Source organism: Paraburkholderia sabiae (assembly GCF_030412785.1).
GTDB lineage: Bacteria > Pseudomonadota > Gammaproteobacteria > Burkholderiales > Burkholderiaceae > Paraburkholderia > Paraburkholderia sabiae.
Map to the genome: position 1 here is coordinate 2,708,910 of NZ_CP125295.1, position 19,287 is coordinate 2,728,196.

14 protein-coding genes are annotated in these 19,287 nt (G+C 57.8%); 10 read left to right on the forward strand and 4 right to left on the reverse strand.

The genetic code is table 11. The features are described 5' to 3' along the window. Positions 1-41: 41 nt before the first annotated feature. The 3 genes from QEN71_RS12140 to QEN71_RS12150 are packed head-to-tail and all read right to left on the reverse strand — an operon-like array spanning position 42 to position 3,979. Entirely contained in the window at positions 42-992 is a 951-nt protein-coding gene (locus QEN71_RS12140) for an HpcH/HpaI aldolase/citrate lyase family protein (protein WP_233472071.1), read from the reverse strand. Further along, positions 989-2,167 (reverse strand): CaiB/BaiF CoA transferase family protein, encoded by a 1,179-nt coding sequence (locus tag QEN71_RS12145; protein WP_201658401.1) that lies wholly within the window; start codon positions 2,165-2,167, stop codon positions 989-991. The genes QEN71_RS12140 and QEN71_RS12145 overlap by 4 nt, the downstream gene beginning before the upstream one ends. 36 nt (positions 2,168-2,203) lie before the next feature. After that, the gene (locus QEN71_RS12150; RefSeq protein WP_201658403.1) at positions 2,204-3,979 is read right to left on the reverse strand and encodes an L-lactate permease; all 1,776 of its coding nucleotides are present in this window, start codon (positions 3,977-3,979) and stop codon (positions 2,204-2,206) included. A 401-nt stretch (positions 3,980-4,380) separates the two neighbouring features. Between QEN71_RS12150 and QEN71_RS12155 the strand changes: the two genes are divergently transcribed. From QEN71_RS12155 to QEN71_RS12200, 10 genes are all read left to right on the forward strand, one after another. Further along, complete coding sequence (locus tag QEN71_RS12155) at positions 4,381-5,325, forward strand: D-2-hydroxyacid dehydrogenase (RefSeq protein WP_290468248.1); 945 nt, start codon at positions 4,381-4,383, stop codon at positions 5,323-5,325. 351 nt (positions 5,326-5,676) lie between these two features. Next, positions 5,677-6,582: a LysR substrate-binding domain-containing protein gene (locus tag QEN71_RS12160; protein WP_201658407.1), complete on the forward strand. Its 906-nt coding sequence runs from the start codon at positions 5,677-5,679 to the stop codon at positions 6,580-6,582. 156 nt (positions 6,583-6,738) lie between these two features. Then, entirely contained in the window at positions 6,739-7,893 is a 1,155-nt protein-coding gene (locus QEN71_RS12165; RefSeq protein ID WP_233472073.1) for a CaiB/BaiF CoA transferase family protein, read from the forward strand. A 17-nt stretch (positions 7,894-7,910) separates the two neighbouring features. Next, positions 7,911-8,876, forward strand: a complete 966-nt coding sequence (locus QEN71_RS12170; protein WP_201658411.1) for a hydroxymethylglutaryl-CoA lyase — start codon at positions 7,911-7,913, stop codon at positions 8,874-8,876. A 1-nt stretch (position 8,877) separates the two neighbouring features. Further along, positions 8,878-9,261: a VOC family protein gene (locus tag QEN71_RS12175; RefSeq protein ID WP_201658413.1), complete on the forward strand. Its 384-nt coding sequence runs from the start codon at positions 8,878-8,880 to the stop codon at positions 9,259-9,261. Positions 9,262-9,388: 127 nt separating this feature from the next. Then, on the forward strand, positions 9,389-10,702 hold the full coding sequence (locus QEN71_RS12180) for a dicarboxylate/amino acid:cation symporter (protein WP_201658416.1): 1,314 nt from the start codon (positions 9,389-9,391) through the stop codon (positions 10,700-10,702). A 103-nt stretch (positions 10,703-10,805) separates the two neighbouring features. Next, positions 10,806-11,789 carry a D-2-hydroxyacid dehydrogenase gene (locus QEN71_RS12185; protein ID WP_201658419.1) on the forward strand — a complete coding sequence of 328 codons (984 nt, stop codon included), beginning with the start codon at positions 10,806-10,808 and terminating at the stop codon, positions 11,787-11,789. A 271-nt stretch (positions 11,790-12,060) separates the two neighbouring features. Continuing rightward, the gene (locus QEN71_RS12190) at positions 12,061-13,203 is read left to right on the forward strand and encodes a glycerate kinase (RefSeq protein WP_201658421.1); all 1,143 of its coding nucleotides are present in this window, start codon (positions 12,061-12,063) and stop codon (positions 13,201-13,203) included. A 44-nt stretch (positions 13,204-13,247) separates the two neighbouring features. After that, positions 13,248-14,696 (forward strand): pyruvate kinase, encoded by a 1,449-nt coding sequence (gene pyk, locus QEN71_RS12195; RefSeq protein ID WP_201658423.1) that lies wholly within the window; start codon positions 13,248-13,250, stop codon positions 14,694-14,696. Between the two features lie 32 nt (positions 14,697-14,728). Next, entirely contained in the window at positions 14,729-15,907 is a 1,179-nt protein-coding gene (locus QEN71_RS12200; RefSeq protein WP_201658425.1) for a sugar diacid recognition domain-containing protein, read from the forward strand. 1,046 nt (positions 15,908-16,953) lie between these two features. Here the strand turns inward: QEN71_RS12200 and QEN71_RS12205 are convergent. Continuing rightward, the gene (locus QEN71_RS12205; protein WP_201658427.1) at positions 16,954-18,405 is read right to left on the reverse strand and encodes an aminotransferase-like domain-containing protein; all 1,452 of its coding nucleotides are present in this window, start codon (positions 18,403-18,405) and stop codon (positions 16,954-16,956) included. Positions 18,406-19,287: the final 882 nt, after the last annotated feature.

Consider the following 19,287-nt stretch of genomic DNA (forward strand, 5'->3'; position numbering starts at 1 on the left):
GAGAGCGCCAGAATACACTTTGCGCTCTCCTACACCAATCCCTATGCTTCAGCCTCAGCCATCAGAAGAATGCGGCGCGCCATTCTTACGTTGGCGTAGTCGACCATCTTGCCGTTGACGGAGACTGCAGCCAACCCTTGTGCCTCGGCCTCCTCCATCGCGCTAACCATTGCTTGCGCCTGGCTAACCTCTTCAGGCGTCGGCGTAAAGGCGGCCTGCGTGACCTCAATCTGTGCCGGGTGGATGACCTGTTTCCCGTCGTATCCCATCGCCGCCGCTTTGAGTGCCGTCGACCTCGTCAGTACGAGGTCTCGAAACCCACCGAAAGGTCCGTCAACAGCACGCAATCCGTTTGCGCGAGCCGCAACCAGGATACGCATCATCGGGTAGCCCCAGAGGTCTTGCGTCACGGTCGCATAATTGCCGACCTCGTCGCGTCGGGTAACTGCGTAGCCCACATGCGTCCCGCCTACTTCGACGTTCCGCGCGCCGATGGATGCCGAAAAATCACCGACCCCAAAGTGAAGACCAACCAAACGACCGCGAGCCGCCGCGATGGCGTCAACATTAGCGAGACCACCCGCTGTCTCGATGAGTGCTTCCAGACCGAGGTCCTTACAACCGCTGGCCTGGTTGGCAATCAAATCTTCTGCCTGGCGGAGCGTCTCAACGCGCTCAACTTTTGGAATCAGAATGGTGTCGAGACGCTCGGCACTCTTCAAGGCTTTGATTTCGTCGTCGACAACCTTCCCATCGAAGGAATTGACCCGGACCGTGACGACCTTGCGTCCCCAATCCAACTCGTTGATGGCTTTGATGGCACCTGCAAGAGCTTCTTCCTTCTCGCTCGGAGGGACCGCATCTTCCAAGTCGATAAACACGCCATCGGCTGCGCTCGCCGCCGCCGATTGAACCATTTTGTATCGATGCCCCGGGACGGCCAGAACGGAACGAACGAGGCGCATCGAGGTTTGAAGCCGATGCTTGCTCATGCTTTCTCCACTGCTTCATTAATCGTCTTTTTCGACGAAAATCCCAACTCGGCCAGAATCTTCTCATTGTGCTCCCCCACCGCAGGGACCTTACCCATAACCGGTTCGACGCCGGGAATGATCACGGGGGGCAAAAACAGGTCCTGGAAACCGGCTTCGGTCTCTACCGAACGATAGCGTCCGCGCTCCAAGACCTGCGCGTGATTGATAAGCCCGTCGACATCGTTCATTCGGCCATTGGCGATCGCCGCTTCGTCCAGGCGCGCAAGGACCGCTTCGGACGTGAGGTCTGCAAAGCGCGACTCAATCACGCCTTGAAGCTCCTCACGGTGTTGCAGTCGAAGCGAATTGGACTTGAATCGGTCGTCGATAGCAACTTCGTCGTTCTGGAGCACCACGTTGCAGAAACTCTTCCACTCGCGCTCGTTCTGAATTCCGAAGAACACGGTTGTACCGTCACCGACCGAGAACGGTCCGTACGGCGCGATCGTCGCGTGCCGAGCACCGGTGCGCGGCATCGGCTTCTTCGTTGCCCGCGTGTAGTACGCCGGATAGCTCATCCACTCGGTCATTGAGTCGAACAGTGACACTTCAAAAGCCATCCCTTTACCGCTCTTGTCGCGTTGATGCAGGCCCATCAGGATGCCATTCAACGCGTACATACCAGTCGCGATGTCGACAATCGAGAGTCCGCATTTCGACGGCGACTCGGTTGTGCCATTGATAGACAAAAAGCCCGCTTCGCACTGGACCAGGAGGTCATATGCCTTTTTCTTCTGGTATGGGCCAGTCGAGCCATAACCGGAAATATCGCACGCGATAATTTGCGGGTGACGGCTCACGATGCTTTTCGCATCGAGCCCTTGGCGCACGGCAGCACCAGGAGCCAAGTTCTGGATGAATACGTCCGCCCGCTTCAGAAGCTCCTCGAGCGCATCTTTACCCTCATCGGTCTTGATGTCGATGGCAAGACTCTCCTTCGACCGATTTGCCCAGATGAACTGGCTGGACAGTCCGCCCATGACGGTGTCGTACTGGCGGGCAAAGTCACCGACTTCGGGACGTTCAATCTTGATGACCCGTGCTCCCCAATCTGCGAGGTGACGGCTAGCCAACGGCGCAGCAATCGCCTGTTCAATCGAAACAACAAGGATATCGTCGAGTGGGTAAGTCATAGTCAAATTCCTGGAAGAGTCCAAAGTGCGCCCCGCTCACGGCACCATCCAGCCGAGGAGGTTTGTGGACTGCAGATATACAAGGATACTCATGCCGACAATCATGAGAAGCGTCCAGCCGAAGACACGTCGGAAGAGAAGCCCTTCTTTTCCAGCCATGCCGACCGCTACCGCGGCGATTGCCAGGTTCTGAGGCGAAATTGCTTTGCCGACAACACCACCGGAGGAGTTTGCTGCTGCCAGCAGGATGGGTGAGAGGCCGGTGTGCTGTGCCGTGGTCGTTTGCAACACGCCGAACAGCGCATTTGCCGATGTATCGGATCCGGTCAGTGCCGTTGCAATCCAACCCAGCACTGGAGATACGAAGGCGAAGGCGGGACCAGCGTTTGCCGCGAAGATGCCGAGCGTGATGACTTGCCCGGAGTAGTTCATCACGTAGGCAACGCCGACGACACAGCAGACGGTGAACACAGCCCACCGCAGTTGGTGAAGCGTAGCCTTGTACGCCGACAAAGATTGTTTGAAAGAGAGGCCGAGAATCGGACCAACGATGAGGCCGGCCAACAAGACAATCGACCCCGCAGAAGCAAGCCATTCGAACTTGGCTTTTGTGCTCACATGCTTCCCGCTCGCCGTCATGATGTCAAGGAACGGCCAGTCGAAGCTCGATGTAGCGGAACCAAATGCATGGCCAATCCACTTCACTTGCATGAGGGCGACGAGGCCGATAATGACCAGGTACGGGGCCAACGCTCGGAAAATCTCCAATGCGCTGTAAGTCGGATATTTGGCAGCGGTAACTCCGGCTCCGCCCGCGTTGCCCGACCCGGTCCTCCCGAAGGTCGCTTCCTCGCGGTTGAGGCGCGACTCTACCGAGACGCCAGCAGCCGATGCGGCCATTGCCGGCACACCCGCGGCCGAGGGGATGGCCCAGGAAGGTGTCATCTCCCCGGTTTTTGCGCTTGCAAGTTGACCCTTGCTTTCGACCTGCGACGTCGACCTGGGTTGCCACACTTTCAGGAAGAGCAGGGCTGCACCGGTCGCCGAGAGAGCCGAAACGATGTCGACTAGTTCGAGCGGGAGGAACGCCGAGCCGATGCATTGCGCGGACGCGAAGACGGCTCCAGCCAGGAGCGCCAACGGCCACACCTCTTTCACGCCGCGCTTACCGTCTGCCACGACAATGAGAATCAGAGGAACAAACATGGCGAGAAGTGGTGTCTGGCGTCCGACCATCATGCTGAGCGACTGAACCGGCAGACTGGTGACCTTTGAAAGAAGGGAAATCGGCAAACCTAGCGAACCAAACGCAACAGGACTTGTATCCGCGAGAAGGCAGATTGCAGCTGCTTTCACCGGGTCCAACCCGACCGCAATGAGCATCACCGCGCAAATTGCGACTGGTGCTCCGCCCCCTGCCAAGGATTCGAGTAGACCACCGAAGCAGAAAGCGATGAGCACCGCCTGCACACGCGTGTCTGGGCTCACCTGCGAAAGGCAATTTCGCAAAACCACGTCGTGACCACTCGTCTGCGTGAGCTTGAAGACCCAAATTGCGTTGATTCCTATCCAGATGATTGGAAAGAACCCCGTCGACGCACCCAACGCTGCGGTACTAGCCGTTTGAACGTACGGCATCTGATAAACAAATACTGCGACCGCCAATGAGCACAGGAGTGCACACAAAGCGGCCCATCGAGCTTGAACCTTGAAGATGCCGAGAAGCACAAACAGGACCACGAGCGGAAGCGCAGCAGCAGCAGCGGACGCGCCAATGGACTGCCCGAGAGGGTTGTAGATCTGGTGATACATGAATGTCTCCGTGCCTGGTTGAGGAGGCTTTTTCTGCTATGTGCTCCGAATCTACAAGAGAACCTCAACCAACTGGAAATACTGTTTTCAACTACGGGGTATAGAACGCTTCTATGTCGGGACCAGCATCCTTGACACTGCCTCGACGTCGCCGCTACCGTGGCGCCGGGTCAGTTGCTATTCGCTGCTTTGCCAGTGAGATAAGCAGGCAACCGGCCTCCTCTCCGCTGTACCTTAACTGCCAGCCGAGTCGGCTTCGCACCCTTCTTCAGGGTCCGGGCCCTGAGCGCCCCGCCGATTTGATGTGTTATTTGAGGACAGTGTCTCGAACCTGAAGCATTCTTTTCTCAGTGAACATGTCCCTGTCATCCTCTTCTTTGCGAGTGGTCTTCCTGGACCGCATGACGATTCCGCCCACGACAACACTCAAAGAGTTGCCCTTTCTTCACACCCTTACCGTCCATGACTCTACGAGTTCCGACGAGGTGGCCCAGCGAATCCAGGAGGCCGATATCGTCATTACAAATAAAGTGAAGCTGAGCGCCGAGGCCCTTGAACAGGCAAAAAACCTTAGACTCATCGCGATTGCAGCGACCGGAACGGATAATGTGGATCTAGCTGCGTGCGACAAACATGGCATTACTGTAACCAATGTCCGCGACTATGCCGTGCACACGGTTCCCGAACACACGTTCGCACTGATTTTCTCGCTGCGCCGCAGCCTCGCAGCCTATCGCTCTGCAGTACAAGCAGGGCGTTGGCAGGAATCCGGGCAGTTCTGCTTTTTCGACTACCCTATCAGGGATTTGACAGGCTCAACCCTTGGCGTCATTGGAGATGGTGCACTGGGGAAAGCAACGGCCGACATCGGAAGAGCGCTGGGGCTTAAGGTGCTGTTTTCGGCATACAAGGGTCGCGATGATATGGGGACGCTGTACACGCCTTTCGAGAAGGTCCTGGAAGAGTCCGACATCATTACGCTGCACTGCCCGGTCAACGATGCGACCCGTGACCTTATCAGCCATGCTGAATTCGCGAAGATGAAGCGTCGTCCGCTTCTTATCAACACCGCACGTGGTGGCCTCGTCAATGAACGCGCGCTCGTTCGAGCACTTATGTCGAATCAAATCTCCGGCGCGGGATTCGATGTAGTCACACAGGAACCTTTGCCGGCCGACAATCCGCTGAATGAGATTTTGAATCATCCCGCATTCATTCTCACGCCGCACGTCGCGTGGGCAAGCGAGGAGGCTATCCAGTCCCTCGCCGACCAACTCATGGACAACGTGACTGCATATATTCAAGGGTCGCCACGGAATATTGTGAATACCCCGCTCACCAGATGAGAAAGACTCGGCTCTGATATCTTCTGACTTCGCGCGGCCCCGCTTCGCCATGCTGTTCGCAGTCTCCGTCACGCGTAACGGAAGCGAGGCCACTCTTGTCGATATTGATGAGTATCTTGAGTTGAAACACACGTGCGTAGGCGGAATCCGACAGTCATGTCCCGGGACATACCACGAGCCAAAAACTTAAGGATGCCAGTGCTCGCGACGGGCAATTTTGTGTTCGCTACCGCCCACCTTTAGGGTTCGCCAGCGTTGAGTCACCAGGGCTACAAGCACTTGGGGTGCACTTCGACAAAAGTGCAATACACTCCCACTCAGGCACTTAACCCTACTTCCGCTTGCCGCACTATGTCGAGTTACTTCCATTACGACCTGCACTCGCTCCGACTCTTCATCGTGGTCGCAGAGTTCGGGAGCCTCACGAAAGCTGCTGAGCGAATGAACCTTACACTCGGGGCAGTCAGCAAACGGATTGCCGACCTTGAGCGAAGCACCGGATGCGCGCTTCTGCTGAGGCAGCCTCGTGGGGTCGAATTAACCGGCGCAGGTAAGGGGCTTCTTGTACATGCCCGGCAGGTGGTCGAACGCGTGAATCGCATGGCCAACGAAATGAGTGACTACGCCGTGGGAGTACGTGGGCACGTGAGGATGTGGGCGAATACGTCCGCAATCGTCCAGTTCTTGCCGCGCGACGTTCGCACCTTCCTCACTGACAACCCCAGCGTCAAGATTTCGTTGGAGGAACGACTTAGTGGAGATATCGTTGCTGCGGTCAAGAGCGGGGATGTCGACATTGGCATATTCGCCGACAATGTTCCCGCTCCGGGCATCGAGAAAGTCGTCTATCGACGGGATAAGCTGGTATTGCTCGTCCCCAATGACCATCCACTCGCCCTCCTTGAAAGCGTTGCCTTCGTCGACACGCTTGATTTCGAGTATGTCGGGTTGAACGAAGGCAGTTCGCTCCTCGCGCGCCTGCTCGCTGCAGCGTTTTCCGCCGAACGGACTCTCAATGTTCGCATTCAGGTGAGCAGCTTCGACGGAATCTGCCGAATGATTGAGCAGGGGCTAGGCATCGGCGTTTTGCCCGAAGCGGCCGTCCGCAACGAAATTCTTGCCTCCGGACTACGTCAGGTGCAGCTAGTCGACGACTGGGCCGACCGAACGCTTTTCATTGGCACGCGGTCGCTGGATGATCTATCCCCTGAAGCGACTCGACTCTTCAACTTCATGGCCGGGCGGAGCGACGCATAGTCCGCCGCCCGACCCTTTCCGAAATGGAAAGGGTCGTTGAGAAATCGTCGATTTTCACGTCGAGCCCTTTGTCTCAAAGTGAAGCATCGGTTAAACGACGCTTCACAGGAGACATTCGTGACAAAAAAGCCGCTCGAAGGCGTACGCGTGCTGGAGATGGGACAACTCATCGCTGGTCCGTTTGCGGGAAAGATGTTGGCCGAATTTGGCGCACACGTAACCAAGATTGAGCCCCCGGGAACCGGCGACCCGCTCCGGAAATGGCGCCTCCTGCACGAGGGCACCTCAGTCTGGTGGGCTGCTCAATCCCGCAACAAGCAGTCCCTCACGCTCGATCTTCGCTCAGCCGAGGGACAGGACATAGCACGCAAGCTCGTCGCAGAGAGCGACGTACTCATCGAAAACTTCCGTCCGGGAACGTTAGAAGCCTGGGGGATGAGTTGGGAAGAGCTTCACGCGCTGAACCCGCGCTTGGTCATGCTTCGGGTTTCGGGCTACGGACAAACGGGTCCTTATCGCGACCGGCCTGGATTCGGCGTCGTAGCCGAAGCAATGGGCGGCCTGCGTCATCTGAGCGGCGAGCCCGGTCGCACCCCGGTGCGCGTTGGGGTCTCTATTGGCGATTCTCTCTCCGCATTACACGGCGTCATTGGCATCCTCCTGGCGTTGCGCCATCGCGACCAAAACGGCGGCGAAGGGCAAATGATTGACGTTGCACTCTATGAGTCGGTCTTCAACATGATGGAGAGCCTTCTCCCTGAGTTCTCTGCTTTCGGTGCGGTACGTCAACCAGCGGGCAGCAGCCTGCCAGGTATCGCGCCCTCTAACGCCTACCGCTGTGCCGACGGTAAATACGCGCTCATTGCCGGCAACGGTGACAGCATCTTCCGCCGCCTGATGGACCTCATCGGACGGAGCGACCTTGCGGACGACCCTGCCCTCGCGCAGAACGATGGACGCGTAAAGCAGGTACAACGCATCGATGCAGCCATCAGCGATTGGGCAGGACGTCAGCCGCTCGAGGACGTTCTCGCCGCACTCAACGAAGCACGAATTCCTGCCGGGAAAATCTACGACGTCGCAGACATTGCTAGCGACCCCCACTACCACGCCCGCGACATGATTCTCGAGGCCCAATTACCGGACGGAACCCCGGTACTGGTCCCAGGCATCGTCCCCAAGCTTAGCGCTACGCCGGGCGCGGTCGAATCATTTGCCCCGACGCTCGGCCAGCACACGGACGCTGTCCTGGAGCGAGTTGGCATCGACCAGGCGACGCGAGACGCGTGGCGCTCGCGCGACATTATCTGATTGAGAGGAACGCTGCCATGAAAGGTAAACGCCTTTTTATCCAAGAGGTCGCTACGCGCGACGGCTTCCAGAATGAAGCTCAGTTTGTCGACACCGATGCAAAGATTGCCTTGGTCGACCGGTTGAGCGCGTGCGGGTACGCGAAGATTGAAGTGACGTCGTTCACTTCACCGAAAGCGATACCTGCGCTTCGAGACGCCGAGGCCGTCATGCACGGCATCCAGCGGCGTGACGGCGTGATTTACACGGTGCTTGTTCCGAACATCCGCGGGGCTGAACGCGCGCTGTCGTGCGGCGTCGATGAAGTGAACCTCGTTATGTCTGTAAGCGAGAGTCACAACCGGACCAACCTTCGCATGGGTCGCGAGGACTCGTTTGCCCAACTCGGGGATGTCATCAGTGTTGTGAAGCAGACAAAGGTTGCTATCAACGTATCTCTTTCAACTGCGATGGGTTGTCCAATGGAGGGTGACGTCGAGCAGACGGAGGTGCTTCGCTGGATGGCGCGTTTTGCTGAACTGGGCGCGCATGGGGTGACTTTGTGCGACACAACTGGCATGGCCTACCCTTCGCAAGTGCAACAGTTGTGTACTGACGCACGCAATGAATTTCCTGAGCTCGAGCTTACGCTGCACTTCCACAATACACGCGGCATGGCCCTTGCCAACACCCTCGCAGCACTTGAAGCCGGTATAGATCGCTTCGATTCTTCACTTGGTGGTCTCGGCGGCTGCCCGTATGCGCCGGGCGCAACAGGGAATGTCTGCACTGAAGAGCTTGTTCACATGCTGGAGCTCGACGGCTACAACACCGGAGTCCACCTTGCTGAGTTGCTCGCCGCCTCCGCCACACTCCCGACCCTCATCGGGCACGACGTGCCCAGTCAGTTGCTGAAGGCTGGCCGACGCCTCGACTTGCACTCGATGCCCTGTCTATCGAAAGACGGGCTTCCGGAGCAGCGCGCCTTCGCAGAGAGAGTCTGAGATGGCACTCATCGACCATCTGGACCATCTCGTTCTCACTTGCGTCGACCTGGTCGCAACGAAGCGCTTTTACACGGAAGTGCTGCAAATGCACCTGCAGACGTTCGGCGAAGGACGCATCGCTTTCCAATTTGGAAATCAAAAAATCAACGTGCACGTGAAGGGCACCGAGTTCGAGCCGAAAGCGCATCTCCCCGTCCCCGGCGCGCTCGACCTGTGCTTCATTGCCGTCGTCCCGCTCGATGATGTCATCGCGCATCTTAACCGTTGCGGATGGCCGATTCTTGAAGGTCCAGTCGAACGCACGGGTGCCGTTCAGAAGATTCGCTCTGTCTACGTTCGCGACCCAGACCTGAACCTTATCGAAATATCGGAAGTTATATAAGCAGCACAGCGTGACTGGTCCCCGCTCTGCGCGACGAAATCCGTCTTCGCAGATGCAGGGCCGGTCCCTTACCGGTGAACGGCAGATAAGCCGACCCACATTTCCAGACATCTTGCAGGAGACAATTATGAGCATCGCAACGGAAGCCTCCGTCGAGCCACAAGCGAAGCCACGCGCCAGGAAGCGGTGGTTTCAGCACCTCTACATACAGGTATTGATAGCGGTGGTTCTGGGCATTCTCCTTGGACATTTCTATCCGTCGGCTGGCGAAGCGATGAAGCCATTGGGAGACAACTTCCTAAAGCTCATCAAGCTCATGATTGCCCCGCTCATCTTCTGCACTGTGGTTCACGGCATCGCCAGCATGAACGACATAAAGTCGGTCGGTCGCGTAGGGGTGAAGTCTCTGATTTACTTCGAGTTGATGACGACGCTGGCGCTTGCAATCGGCCTTATTGCCGTGAATATCATGAAGCCTGGCAGTGGCATGCATATCGACCCGAAGACGCTCGACGTCTCGGCGATTGCTGCTTACACGAAAGCAGCCCACGACCAGAGCGTAGTCGGCTTTCTTTCGCACATCATCCCCTCGACCGTCTTCGGTGCGTTTGCCGAAGGCGACATCCTGCAAGTGTTGTTCGTTTCAGTCATTTTTGCGTTTGCGCTGCAAATGCTCGGTGAGCGTGGGAAGCCGTTACTTAGCGTCATCGATGCCGGCGCGAACACGTTCTTCAATATGGTTCGAATCGTGATGTATGTCTCGCCTCTTGGGGCATTCGGAGCGATTGCTTTCACTATCGGCAAGTACGGGGTTATCTCGTTGGGTTCTTACGGTCAGCTTCTCTTGACCTACTACCTGACTGGCTTTGTCTTCGTATTCGTCATTCTCGGAGCGGTGTGCCGACTTGCAGGCTTCAGCCTCATCGCGTTCCTTCGATACATCCGAGAAGAACTGCTTCTGGTTTTGGGCACTTCGTCGTCTGAATCTGCCCTGCCCCGACTGATGGCAAAGCTCGAGCGACTTGGCTGCGAGAAATCCGTGGTCGGTCTGGTCGTGCCGGCTGGATATTCTTTCAATCTCGACGGCAGCTGTATCAATATGACCGTCCTCGCAATCTTCATCGCGCAAGCCACAGACAGCACGCTCAGCATTGGACACCAGATAACCCTTCTCCTCGTCCTGCTGCTAACGTCGAAGGGGGCAGCGAGCGTCAGCGGCGGAGCCTTCATCGTCCTGGCCGCAACGCTGAGCTCTGTCCCAGGTATCCCAGTCGCAGGCCTCGTGCTCGTGCTTGGTATCTATCGGTTCATCTCGGAAGGTGGTGCGCTCATCAATGTCATTGGCAACGGCATCGCGACGATTGTGGTGGCGAAGTGGGAACGTGCGCTCGATCGAAGCACATTCAAAGCGCAACTGGCGCGAGGGCCGAGAGACGACTAAAGACATCTTCGTCTCGCGCCAGCCCGTCCATTAAGGCATGCGTCGCCGACTCCGGCCGACGCGCGCCTCCTGTAAAAAATGCAGCCTCAAGGAAAAATACGTCATGTCATCCTCTTGTCTTCGGGTCGTCTTTCTCGACAAAGCGACAATTCCACCAACGACAAATTTGAAGGAGCTACCGTTCGGACACACGCTCGAGCTGCACGACTCAACGAAGCCCGACCAGGTCGGCGAGCGTATTCGCAATGCAGACGTCGTCATCACCAACAAGGTGAAGCTCGGTGGCGACGCCCTCGCGCAAGCGAAAAACCTGAAGCTAATCGCCATCGCGGCCACTGGCTCGGACAACGTGGACCTTTCCGCGTGCAACGAGCGAGGTATCACAGTGTGCAACATCAGGAACTACGCGGTGAACACGGTCCCCGAGCACACATTCGCATTGATTTTTGCCCTTCGCAGGAGCCTCGCGCCCTATCGCACTGCAGTCCAAGCAGGCCGTTGGCGAGAGTCCGACCAGTTCTGCTTCTTCGATTACCCCATCAGCGACGTGGCAGGTTCGACGCTCGGCGTTATCGGTGATGGTGCGTTGGGCAGGGCGACCGCCGAAATCGGAAAAGCTCTAGGGATGAAAGTTTTGTTTTCGGCTTTCAAGGGTCGCGATGACATGGGCGTCCTCTACACCCCGTTCGAACGTGTCCTCGCAGAATCCGACATCATCACGCTCCATTGTCCGCTCGTTGATGAAACCAGGAACCTAATAGACGACGCCGAATTTGTGCAAATGAAGCGTCGCCCGCTTCTCATTAACACTGCTCGGGGCGGGCTCGTGAATGAAGGCGCCCTTGTCCGTGCGCTCCAGGATGGCTTGATTTCAGGTGCTGGCTTCGATGTAGTGACTGAGGAGCCGTTGTCAAGCGACAACCCGTTGAATGAAATCCTGAATCACCCTGGGTTCATCCTGACGCCTCACGTCGCGTGGGCTAGCAAGGAAGCAATTCAGTCGCTCGCCGACCAGCTAATGGACAACGTCACAGCGTATGTTCAGGGCTCACCGAGAAACGTTGTGAACGCCCCTGCCGGCAATTGATACCGTCGTTGACGTCGCTCTCGCCATCGTCCGGATAGTAGTCGGCCCGCGAGGTGGCGCCAGTCTGTTGATTTCACAGAGGCCGAGATCTGAAGTCGTACCTTCACCTCTACCCTCAATTTGCGGGAACAGATGGTGCCAGTTGTCGTGACTGTGCATCTGCCTGAAAAACCCCACTGAAGTACGCCATGGAACCGTGCATTTGCACGATGGCGACGCTCGCACGGGTCCGTACCATTCTCGCCAATCACTCCAGCGAGCAGGCCCTTCCGTGAAAATTGTCATCGCCCCGGATTCTTTCAAAGAGAGTCTATCTGCTGCCGAAGCGGCCCGGCTTATCCAGGCAGGATTTTCCGAGGTGTTTCCTCACGCCCGATTTGCCAGCCTACCCATCGCGGACGGCGGTGAAGGCACAGTCAACGCGCTAAAGGAACCACTGAAGGCGCGATTGCACTCCGCAACGGTGCGTGACCCGTTGGGCCGCCCGGTTGAGGCGGATTTTGGCTTGACCGACACCCGAGTGGCCATTCTCGAGATGGCGTCCGCTTGCGGATTGCACCTGCTTTCGTCACACGAACGCGACCCACGGGTCGCGACCAGTCGCGGTTTGGGCGAGCTTGTTCTGGCTGCGATAGACGCCGGCGCGCGCCACTTTATCGTCGGACTTGGTGGAAGTGCGACCAATGATTGCGGCGTCGGATTCTTAAACGCTCTAGGGATCCGCTTCCTGGACAGCGACGGCCGAGACATCTCCGACGGCGCCGCAGACCTGCAAAGACTCAAACACATAGACTGTAGTGGACTCGACGCACGAATCGCAGCCTGCACGTTCGACGTAGCTTGCGATGTCGACAATCCATTGTGTGGCCCAACGGGAGCCTCAGCCGTCTTCGGCCCTCAAAAAGGGGCCACATTGGAGATGATTCCCGTCCTTGACGCCTCGTTGCGTCATGTCGCAGATGTTATTCAACGCGACTTCGACCTCCCGGTGGCGACAACTCCTGGGGCCGGGGCGGCAGGCGGAGTGGGTGCGGCCATGCTCGCGTTTTTGCGTGCGAATCTGCGACCGGGGTCCGAAATTATCACGGACGCGCTTGGGTTGGAGCAGGCCATCGTAGGCGCCGACTTCGTCATAACGGGGGAAGGCTGCGTCGATGGCCAGACATCCCGTGGTAAAGCACCCATGGGGGTTGCCAGGGTTGCCGCCCGTTTGGGCGTGCCGGTCATAGCGCTAGGTGGCGCCGTGACCGCAGACATCGAGGACCTTAATCATGTCGGCATTCACGCCGCCTTCCCATCCGTACGTCGCGCGTGCTCGTTGGATGACGCTCTACGAGAGGCCGCTGCCAACCTGCAAGCCACTGCGCGAAACGTTGCTGCGGCCGTTCGCTTGGGAATGGCGATCAAAAGGTAGTAGGCCGCCTTCGACACGGCCCCTCAATCAACAGGAACACGTCCATGCGCTCTACGAAAATTGTCGCCACTCTCGGCCCAGCCAGCTCTACAGAAGCAATCATTGAAAGCCTCGCTATTGCGGGAGCCAACGTATTCCGCCTTAACTTCAGCCACGGCAGCCACGCGGACCATGCAAGTCGCCACGCAATGATCCGCAATGTCGAAGCTCGACTGGGAAGGCCTCTGGGTATCCTCATTGACCTGCAGGGACCAAAGCTTCGAGTCGGAAAATTCGCAGAGCAAGCCCCTACGCTTCACCGTGGGCACGAGTTCGTATTCGACACAAACGAAGCACCCGGCAATGGCACCAGGGTACATTTGCCGCACCCTGAAATCTTCTCCGCAGTGTCACCCGGTGACCGACTCCTGGTCGATGATGGAAAGATGCAGTTTCGAGTCATCAGCGCGGACCTTGAACGCATCGTTACATGCGTGGAGACGGACGGGTGCATCTCCGACCGCAAAGGTGTGAGCGTGCCGGAAGCGCGCCTCTCTATTCCCGCGTTGTCAGAGAAAGACAAGACAGACCTGGCATTCGGTCTGAGCCTCGGCGTCGATTGGGTAGCACTCTCGTTTGTTCAGTGTGCCGAGGATGTCATCGAAGCGCGCGCACTCATCGGCGAGCGGGCTGCCATCGTCTCGAAGATTGAGAAACCGCAAGCGCTTGAGAACATCGTCGATATTCTGGACGCGTCAGATGGCTTGATGGTCGCACGCGGAGACTTGGGCGTCGAAATGCCACCCGAAGATGTTCCGGCCGTTCAGAAGCATCTCGTACAGCTGGCGCGAGGAACCGGAAAGCCTGTCATCGTGGCAACACAGATGCTGGAGTCAATGACAACAGCGAGTACCCCGACCCGCGCGGAGGCATCAGATGTCGCGACGGCGGTTTATGATGGCGTCGATGCGGTGATGTTATCCGCCGAGTCAGCTTCTGGGCAGTTCCCTGTCGAGGCAGTTCAATTTATGTCCAGAATCATCGACAAAACGGAGGCGGACCCGCTACATCGCCGCTTGATGAAGGCTAGTGGCACTGACCCGGTCGCTGATGGAACCGACGCCATTGGTGCGGCGATACAAGCAATCTCTCGTACATTGCCCGTGGCCGTAGCCGTCACTTACACCACGACCGGGGGCACTCCCCTGAGGGTAGCTCGTCTGCGCCCCAGCGCGTCAATTCTAAGCCTTGGTCCACGAATTGAGATTGCTCGCCGCTTGTGTCTTGCGTGGGGCGTCATGGCGCGCACAAGCGCCGCGGCCGAAACCACCGAGGACGTCGTGTCCCTTGCCGTATCTGCGGTCCAGGCAACCGGGTTGAACACGTCCAATAAGGCGGTCGTGGTCGCTTCCGGCGTGCCATTCGGTCTTCCGGGCTCGACAAATCTCCTGCGCGTCATTCTTCCGGCAGAAATTGAACGCCTGGCAACGCAGGAACCCATGCTCGCCTGCTGATTTGTGAGCCGCCACCTGCTATTCTCCCGAGAATGAACGGGCGAATTGACTCCAGACTTGCGGCACAGATCGTCGAGCAGGTAACGAACGTACTGCCGTTCGATATCAATGTGATGGACGCGAAAGGGTCCGTGGTCGCGAGCACGGACCCAACGCGTGTCGGCACTTTTCACAGCGGCGCGCAGATGGTGTTGGGCAGCTCGCGGGAAGTCGAGATTGACGACGCCACGGCGGCTCGAATCACGAACGTTCGCCCGGGCGTCAACCTACCCCTGGTGGTACGCGGGAAATTGATTGGAGTCGTCGGGCTGACCGGCGCACCCGATGAAGTTCGTCGGTTTGGAAAACTGCTACAAGGAATGGCTCAGCTTATTCTCGAGCGAGAACAGTTGACGCTAGAGCTCAGGCGAGAGGAACGACACAAAGAAGAGTTCATCCGGCAGGCCATCAACGAACGTTCAGAAAGCTCTCGTGAAGACCTCGCTGCTTGGGCCGAGCGGCTGGGAATAGACCTGACCGTGACTCGATGCGCGGTTTTATGTCGCTTTACCTTCAATCAAACTGACCAGAACGCTCTCTTGTCCGAGCTGGAACAAGTTCAGGCTCACCTTACCGCGCAGCGCCCCGATTTCATGGTCGCACGGAGTTCTCTCAGTGAGTTGGCCATTTTCCGTGAGTTCGAGGTTGACGCAGCTAACCCGTATCAAGCCGCAGAGACGGCGCACAAGGTGCTGCACGAAGTAAAGACGCTAATAGCATCGGTCTGCAAGCGTTCATTTCTTCTTGCGCTTGGCGTCGCTCTGCCAAACATCGATGGCCTCAGACAATCTTGGACTTGCGCCATCAACACGCTGCAAGCAGGCGAGGCACAGCGCAGCAATGGCGCTGGGGAGCACTGTTTCTCCTATTATGACCATCGGCTTGCGGTCCTGTTCTCAACGCTACCTGACAACTGGGCCCTTGCGGAGCTTTTATTGCCGCTGCGGCGCCTGTTGGACACCGAACGGGATGCGCCCCTTCTGCAACACACGCTGAACGTGTGGTATGAACACGAGGCTCATCCTACTCGCACCGCAAAAGCGCTCGGAATACATCGAAATACCCTCGACTATCGGTTAAAAAAGATAAACGATGCAACGGGATTGAATCTGTCTACGTTCGAGGATTCCGTGATGATGTATATAGCGCTTCGGCGGATGACCTGTAATTGACAGGTGACAGACAGAGACGTGTTTGACCGCAAGCAACTGCCGTTACAACGGTTCGTCGTCAGCTATCTTGAGAATCGCGCATCGGACGCTATTCGATTCGTCGCCGACCTCGCGTGCCATGTGTCGGACCTTCATGCGGTTACAAGTGCCGTTCGTGCCGGCGTGACACCTGGCAACTTGCTCGTCATAAGAAAATCAGCATCCGAAAGGAATGCCGTTTTCTTTTCGCAATCTCGTCAGGAACGTCTGGGTCGGTCGGCATTCCGATCCGCATAGGTGATCGTGCGTGAATAGTGACGCCAGTTCGTTCATCGCGCGATTCTCAATGCCAATCAATTGTTCTTCGAGCCGGTTCTTAATACACCGATAAAGCGTGTGATTGCATCAGAACGTCTCGGCGACATCGCGCTGCGTGATCGGCGTGAGGCGACGGTCTGCGAAGTCGCAAGTACGCGTTCGTCTGTAGTCTTCAGGTATGGCCGAACAGCCGGCAGACGCGGACCTCCCCAACTCTCGCCGTGATAACTGCCGCCTTATCACGGCAATCACTTTCACGGTGAGGGTCATCGGACCGGTGTCGACCCTCTCCGGTCAGACGGCCGTCTCCAAAGCGGTCAGTCAGTCGAATCAAGGTTTTCGCGAACTGGAGTGCCATAAAGCGGCCGTTGGCGACCTCACATAATCGGCCATCTGCGGTCGTTCGCGAGGACGCCAAGAACGACGTTCAGGCGTCGGCTTCGATACCGAAAGAGGACCCTCGGCAGGCTGATCACCCTCTCTCCGGAATAGTCCGTTAGCGATTGCCCTAGTGAGCTTTCGTATCCGGGCGCGAAGCCGATCCGCCCGTCGTGCAAGCCCTTCGAGCACGTAATGCTTTGTACCGCGGGCGGCGCTATCTCGTCATTGAGTTGCGAAGCCCGGTTTCCCGCGCCCGATTCCGCAATGTTTGTGCGAAGGTCGCGGGCATGCGCGTATTGTCGTGCGTGAGCTTAACGATTCACGGACCGGCCTGCCCGGTTAAGTTCGACGCGAGATCGACGTCCGCGTCATGCTGGTTTAACCGGACCGGCCAGCTTTGCGCCGCAACGCGATTCATCGGCGCACAGGGCGCCTAGTGTCGCGGTCGCTCTATCGAGCCGTGCCGACCACGGGTATCCATAGTTCAGACGCACGCGATGGCGAAAAGCGCCATCCGCAGAGAAGATAGGTCCTGGCGCGACGCTGATGCCACTACTGAGCGCAGCCTGGAAGAACTGTATCGCGTCTACGTGATCCGGCAGCGCTACCCATGTGAAATAGCCGCCGTCAGACTTAGTCGCCGTCGTATTGGCCGGGAAGTACCGGTTGATCGCGTCGAGCATCTGTGATTGCTGATTGGCCAACTCGCGACGTAGTTTGCGCAGGAACCGTTCAAAGCCGCCGTGCTCCAGATAGTCGGCGATTGCGCGCTGTGCCGGCATGCTGGCCGATAGCGTGGTCATCCATTTCGCACTTTCCAGTCCGCGCGCGAACCTTCCGGCTGCCGCCCAGCCGATGCGATATCCGGGCGCAAGGCACTTCGCGAACGATCCACAATGAATGACAAGACCTTTCCGGTCGAAGAATTTGGCCGGACGCACCGGATCCTGGCCAAAATGCAACTCGTTGTAGACGTCATCCTCGATGAGCGGCACGTCGTGTCTGGCGAGCAGATCAACTAGCGCCTGCTTTTTGGAATCGCCCAGCGTCACCCCGGTCGGGTTGTGGAACGAGGTCATGAACCAGCAGGCCCGAACGGGATATTGCTCCAGCGCCCGCGCGAGCGCTTCCAGATCATGACCGTGTACCGGGTCGACAGGAATCTCCACTATGTTCAGCCTCAGACGCTCGATAGCCTGCAGCGCTGCATAGAACGTCGGCTTTTCGATCACGATCACATCGCCTGGAGCGACGAGCAACTGGGCAGCGAGCGTCAGGGCTTCGAGTGCACCGCTGGTAATGACGATCTCGTCGACGGGCACGGTCATCCCTGCCATCAGGTAACGCAACGAAATCTGTTGACGCAATCCCTCGTGCCCCGGCGGAAGAGAGTCACCCATGCTAGCCAGGTCCGTTGAACGATTGACAGTCGCGCACGACTTGCCGACGCGCGCCATTGGAAACAACGCGGGGCTCAGGAACGCGGAACCAAGCGGGACAGTCTCGGGCTGCCTGATCGTCTTGAGAACCTCGAAGACAAGGTCGCTGATATTGACGGTCTTCGGGTCGACACCCGTCGAGCTCGCGGACCTTTGCCGCGACGATTGTCCGGTGTTCGGCGACACGAAATAGCCTGAACGCGGACGCGCTCTAATCATGCCCCTATTTTCGAGCAGGTAGTAGGCGCGAAACACCGTCGCGGGGCTCACGCCCCATGCCTTGCACGCCGCGCGAACCGAAGGAATACGTGCGCCGGGTGGCAGATCACCGCGCTTGATGAGTTCACTGATCTGGTCGGCTAACCGCTCGTATCGTTTCACCTCGCGTGCTCCTCACAAAAAAAGCATTGGGGGCGTCGGACCGCCGCGCTCGCCCCGCGCCTGACGCCCGAAGATAACCGCTTTTCAATCTGATACGGCTTTTCTTTTGCCATCTGCTTCTATTGCGGACGCACACACGCTGGCAAAGTGCGGCGCAGAACGGTTCATTTCTTTCAATGTTTCGCCTACGCGTAGCGGTCCGATTGATAACGATTTTCAGGCCGAATTCTTTTAGCGATAAATCAATGGTATTTGGATTCCCCGTATCAACAATCAGGCGCAGCGCCTTCACTGCGCTTTGTCGTGCCTCGAGTCGAGGGTTCGCAGTCGTCCTGGTCATCTGCGCAGGCATCTCGCGCGCTCTTGCGGGTCCACTCGAAACGGATTCGGGTCGCATTCTCACATTTGAACGCAACGTCTGGCAGCAATTGACGCACTGGCTCGCTGATCCACCGGCGCTCCCAATTCGCTTTGGCTCAGCCTGCGGATCTATTGCGCAGTTGCCAGTTTTTCCCGCTGCCGTTGCCGGACCGGTCGCCGGTCCGATGCCGATACGGACCAATACTTGCGATTCGCTCGACGACACGCGTGCCGTTGTCACAGGCACCGCTGCTGCAACGGACAGTTTGGCGCCGAAAGTTGTGATGCTGCTAATGGAGCTGCCTTGGCAAATTCGCGGCCACGCAGCGGCAGTTCGAGACGGGTTTCTGGCTTCTGACGCGGTAGCCGCGATTGATTCGCGGGTCGACCGGACGGAGCACTCGTCCGAATCGGCAACGATGTCGTCCCCAAATTGCTCGCCGGGGAAGGGTTGCGAAGAGCGATCGGTCTCGCCTTCGATCGGCACCGACGCACGTGCCCGGGCACAGCCCCCGGCCAGGA